The organism is Symbiopectobacterium sp. (assembly GCF_051710365.1).
In the GTDB taxonomy this organism is placed as follows: Bacteria; Pseudomonadota; Gammaproteobacteria; order Enterobacterales; family Enterobacteriaceae; genus Symbiopectobacterium.
This window is the reverse complement of sequence record NZ_JBPETA010000248.1, coordinates 1-3,691: the sequence shown is the minus strand read 5'-3', so window position 1 is coordinate 3,691 and position 3,691 is coordinate 1. Positions and strand designations below refer to the sequence as shown.

General features: G+C 50.3%; 3 protein-coding genes and 2 pseudogenes. 4 read left to right on the top strand and 1 reads right to left on the bottom strand.

What is annotated here, in order from left to right:
- Window positions 1-120: 120 nt before the first annotated feature.
- The 4 genes and pseudogenes from ACTBDZ_RS15960 to ACTBDZ_RS15945 form a co-directional block, all read left to right on the top strand.
- A pseudogene (locus tag ACTBDZ_RS15960) lies at window positions 121-697 on the top strand (4Fe-4S dicluster domain-containing protein); the annotation flags it as partial.
- Window positions 690-1,652, top strand: coding sequence for a cytochrome c nitrite reductase subunit NrfD (gene nrfD, locus ACTBDZ_RS15955; protein ID WP_438816036.1), 963 nt, complete (start codon window positions 690-692; stop codon window positions 1,650-1,652). The pseudogene ACTBDZ_RS15960 and the gene nrfD, both read left to right, overlap by 8 nt.
- 233 nt (window positions 1,653-1,885) lie before the next feature.
- Window positions 1,886-3,219, top strand: a pseudogene (locus tag ACTBDZ_RS15950) (MFS transporter).
- Window positions 3,220-3,253: 34 nt separating this feature from the next.
- Window positions 3,254-3,574: an FMN-binding protein gene (locus tag ACTBDZ_RS15945; RefSeq protein ID WP_438816035.1), complete on the top strand. Its 321-nt coding sequence runs from the start codon at window positions 3,254-3,256 to the stop codon at window positions 3,572-3,574.
- A 15-nt stretch (window positions 3,575-3,589) separates the two neighbouring features.
- On the opposite strand, the gene ACTBDZ_RS15940 is transcribed toward ACTBDZ_RS15945, so the two are convergent.
- The coding region (locus ACTBDZ_RS15940) for a hypothetical protein (RefSeq protein ID WP_438814434.1) at window positions 3,590-3,691 on the bottom strand (102 nt) is incomplete at its 5' end.

Genomic DNA, 3,691 nt, shown 5'->3' with positions numbered 1-3,691 from the left:
CAATGGCAACATTACTTGATGGTAAACGGGTCTGGGCAGAAAAAAATCTGAACCAGATTTAATCTGACAGACACCTGTATAAATAACCGGTAACTGTCAGATCAGGTCTGAGCTAGTACACGTTATGGCATGCTGCACAACGAGTCACTGTGTATCGGCTGTAAAGCCTGTATCGGCGCCTGTAAAGAGACCAACAATGTCCCCGATGGCGTTACCCGCCTCGAGATCCTGACCTCGGTTAATATTCCACGCACTTCGACCAGTCGTGCTGTACGCCAATATTTCCGTAAATCCTGTCAGCATTGCGAAAACCCGCCGTGCGTTTCCGTGTGCCCGACCGGCGCTTCCTTTAAGGATGCGCTTACCGGCATCGTCGACGTTAACGACAAGCGCTGCGTGGGTTGCCGCTATTGCATCGCGGCCTGCCCTTACCACGTACGCTTTATCAACCCGGTGACCAAATACCGCCGATAAGTGTAACTTCTGCCGTGAGACCAATCTGGCCGCAGGCAAAAAACCGGCCTGCGTCGAGATCTGTCCGACCCACGCACTGGTGTTCGGTGATTTGAACGATCCGGCCAGCGATATTTCTCAAATGATCCTCGCGAACCCGACCTATCGCTCCAAAGTGTATCTGGGTACCGAACCGAAGCTCTATCGCATTCCTGGCAAACGCGGGGTAATCGACAATGCTTAATGCTTTCCACTTCGACACGCTGGTATGGGACTGGCCCATTGCCATCTATCTGCTTTTGGTGGGCATTTCCGCTGGCATGATCACTCTAACGATGCTGCTGAAATATTATGTGCCCGCAGAGTACAGCGGTAAAAACCCTATCGTTATCGCGACGGCGATCGTGGCACCGTTGTCGGTGATGGTCGGTCTGATTATTCTGATCTTCCACCTGACTCGCCCTATGCCCTTCTGGTATCTGATGGTCTTCTATAACCCTGGCTCCATCATGTCGCTCGGTGTGATGCTGTTTCAGGTCTACTTCGTGTTTATCATCCTGTGGCTGGTCAGCCTCTACCGCGATGAACTGCTGACGCTGGTGAGCAAGTTCAACAACGGTGGCCTGCTCTCTCTGATGCGTAACCTGAGTGCCATTATCCAGAAACGTATCAGTTGGTATGAAAACACGCTGTTGGTGTTGGCAATCCTGTTGGGCTGCTATACCGGTTTCCTGCTGTCAGCGCTCAAATCCTTCCCGATGTTGAACAACCCGGTACTGCCTGTGCTGTTTCTCGCCTCGGGCACCACGTCAGGCATTGCGGTGGCGCTGTTGGCCGGTGCCTTCAATCGCCGGTTTATTGCTGAACACCAGGGCACACTGCATTTCATCCACAAGATTGAAAACCCGGTGGTGTTCGCAGAGATCTTCTTACTGTTCGCCTTCTTTGTCGGGTTGTTGTTGGGCGGCGGTCAGAAAACCCTGTCGGCACATAACGCACTAACCGGATTCTGGGGCGGCGTATTTTGGATTGGGGTTATCGGCGTTGGCATTGCGGTTCCGCTTATTGCCGGGTTCCTGAAGAGCCACGACAGTGCGCCAAGCCGCAAACAGATGGCGTTTATGGCGGGTCTCAGTCTGCTCGGTGTGTTCCTGCTGCGTATGTTTGTTCTGTACGCCGGCCAAATGACAGTAGCCTAAATCATGAAGACGTCGTGGACCGGCTTTGTTGAATAAATAGATTTTATGCTGGCAGCCAAGTGAAACGACGGATCCTCGCAACGCAAAATCATGCAGTTAGGCCTCATGAGAAAACTGTACACCTAAGATGACAAGCATTTTCTACCAAAACTGGCATAGAAAAACAGCATGATTACCTATTATTCAACAAAGCCTCGTGGACCCTGTTCTGGATTGCATCCATCACTTTTTTTATGCAATCCGTCGACACGACGATGCTGTATATCGCACTGCCAGCCATTGCGGAGGCGCTTCACCAACCGGTGCTGCATATGGAGCTGATCGTTATCTCCTATGTTGTCACCGTGGTGGCTTTCAACCCCGTTAATGGCTGGATGGCAGAGCGACTGGGTGAACGCAACACCTACCTTGCTTGTCGCTATTGCCATTTTTATGACCGGCTCGCTGCTGTGCGTCACCGCGACGTCTATCGTTAGTTTGAGCGCGTTTCGGTTTATACAAGGGATCGGCGGCGCGTTAATGCTGCCGATAATCAGAACCATCATTTTGAGGACCACGCCAGATACCATGAAACTCCTATTCCTCAACCGCATTACCCTGCTGGGGTTACTGGGCACCATGATTGGCCCGGTGGTGGGAAGTTTGATGGTCAATATGCTGTCGTGGCGTCTGATCTTTGTACTTAATATTCCTCTGTGCCTGATGTGCCTGTGGCTTGCCAGAACGCATATTCCCGCCAGTATGCAGGTTCCGCATTTTCGCGAAGACACCTACAAACTGATGCTGCTGGTCGGTATGTTGTTCCTGGGCACCTTTCTGCTGACTGCGATGCCGAAAAACATCATCAGCCTGCCACTGAGCGCCGCATTGGCCCTCAGCGGATTCGGCCTGGCATTCCTCTATTTCAAACGGGATATGCTTACCACGCGGCCTCAACCGCGTGAAAACCTGTTTACCATTAAAACGTTTTCCATCGGTGTGACCAGCGGTATTGTCACGCGCATTTTACTCTCTTCGATTCCGGTGGTGATGTCGCTGATGCTGCAAACCCAATTAGCGTATGACCCCGCCACCGTCAGCTTGATTTTGCTGCTGTTTTCCAGCGGTGCTCTGCTCTCGAAACTGGGCTTTGAACCACTGATCAAACGGATTGGCTACCGCAAGCTGCTGCTGCACACCACGGTATTTACCTCACTGTGTATTTTTGCCATGGGTGCCGCAGTGCAGGAGAACGCCACCATCTTCATCGGTATTATTGCCGTGCTGCTCGGCATTCTGATTTCGACGCTGCATTCCGCAGAGAGCACACTGGCCTTCAGCAACCTGAGTCACCATACCTATAACAACGGCAATAATATTATGACGGTGACTCAGTTGCTCTCCATATATGGTAAGCATGGCGTTAACCTTTCCCATGCTGCGTTTTCTTACCCGCATGGAGAGCACTATTAATTTAAACAGCTTCAGCTTGTTATTTATTTTACTCGGTATCGGATTACCCATTTGTTGCTTTATATTCATGCATCTCAATGAAGATGAAGGCCATCATTTTATTCATGGGAGATAAAGGAGAGCACGCGCAATAATTTTTTCCGTTCAATATGACATTGAATATTTATACACTTTTTATTGGAACCGTTGATATGAAAACATTTCAGGGTACGGCAGCTTTTTGTCTGCTGATTGCATCAAGCTTCGCTTTTGCAGACGGCGATTTTAAAGCAGGCACCTATTCTTCAGCCAGCACCGGTATCGGTGGTGACGTGACTGCCACACTCGATGTGGATGCACAAGGAAAAATCAATAAAGCCACGGTTGACGCGCCTTCTGAAACCCCAAAAGTGGGTGGGGAAGCGGCAAAAGTGTTGGCTAAAAACTTCGTTGAAAAACAGAGTGTCAACATTGATGGCGTGTCTAAATAGCTGTTCCTAATACCGCTACACTTTTGCCTGTCCATGTTTTCCACTGGGAAACGGGCTGACGGTTTCCATGAAGCGGCGAACCTTGTTCAGTAACTGCCACATTGAACAGCATTGATG

What these genes read in the sequence shown, in the direction of transcription:
- ACTBDZ_RS15945 (WP_438816035.1), top strand. Translation starts at nt 3,254, where the DNA reads ATGACATTGAATATTTATACACTTTTTATTGGAACCGTTGATATGAAA.
- nrfD (WP_438816036.1), top strand. Translation starts at nt 690, where the DNA reads ATGCTTAATGCTTTCCACTTCGACACGCTGGTATGGGACTGGCCCATT.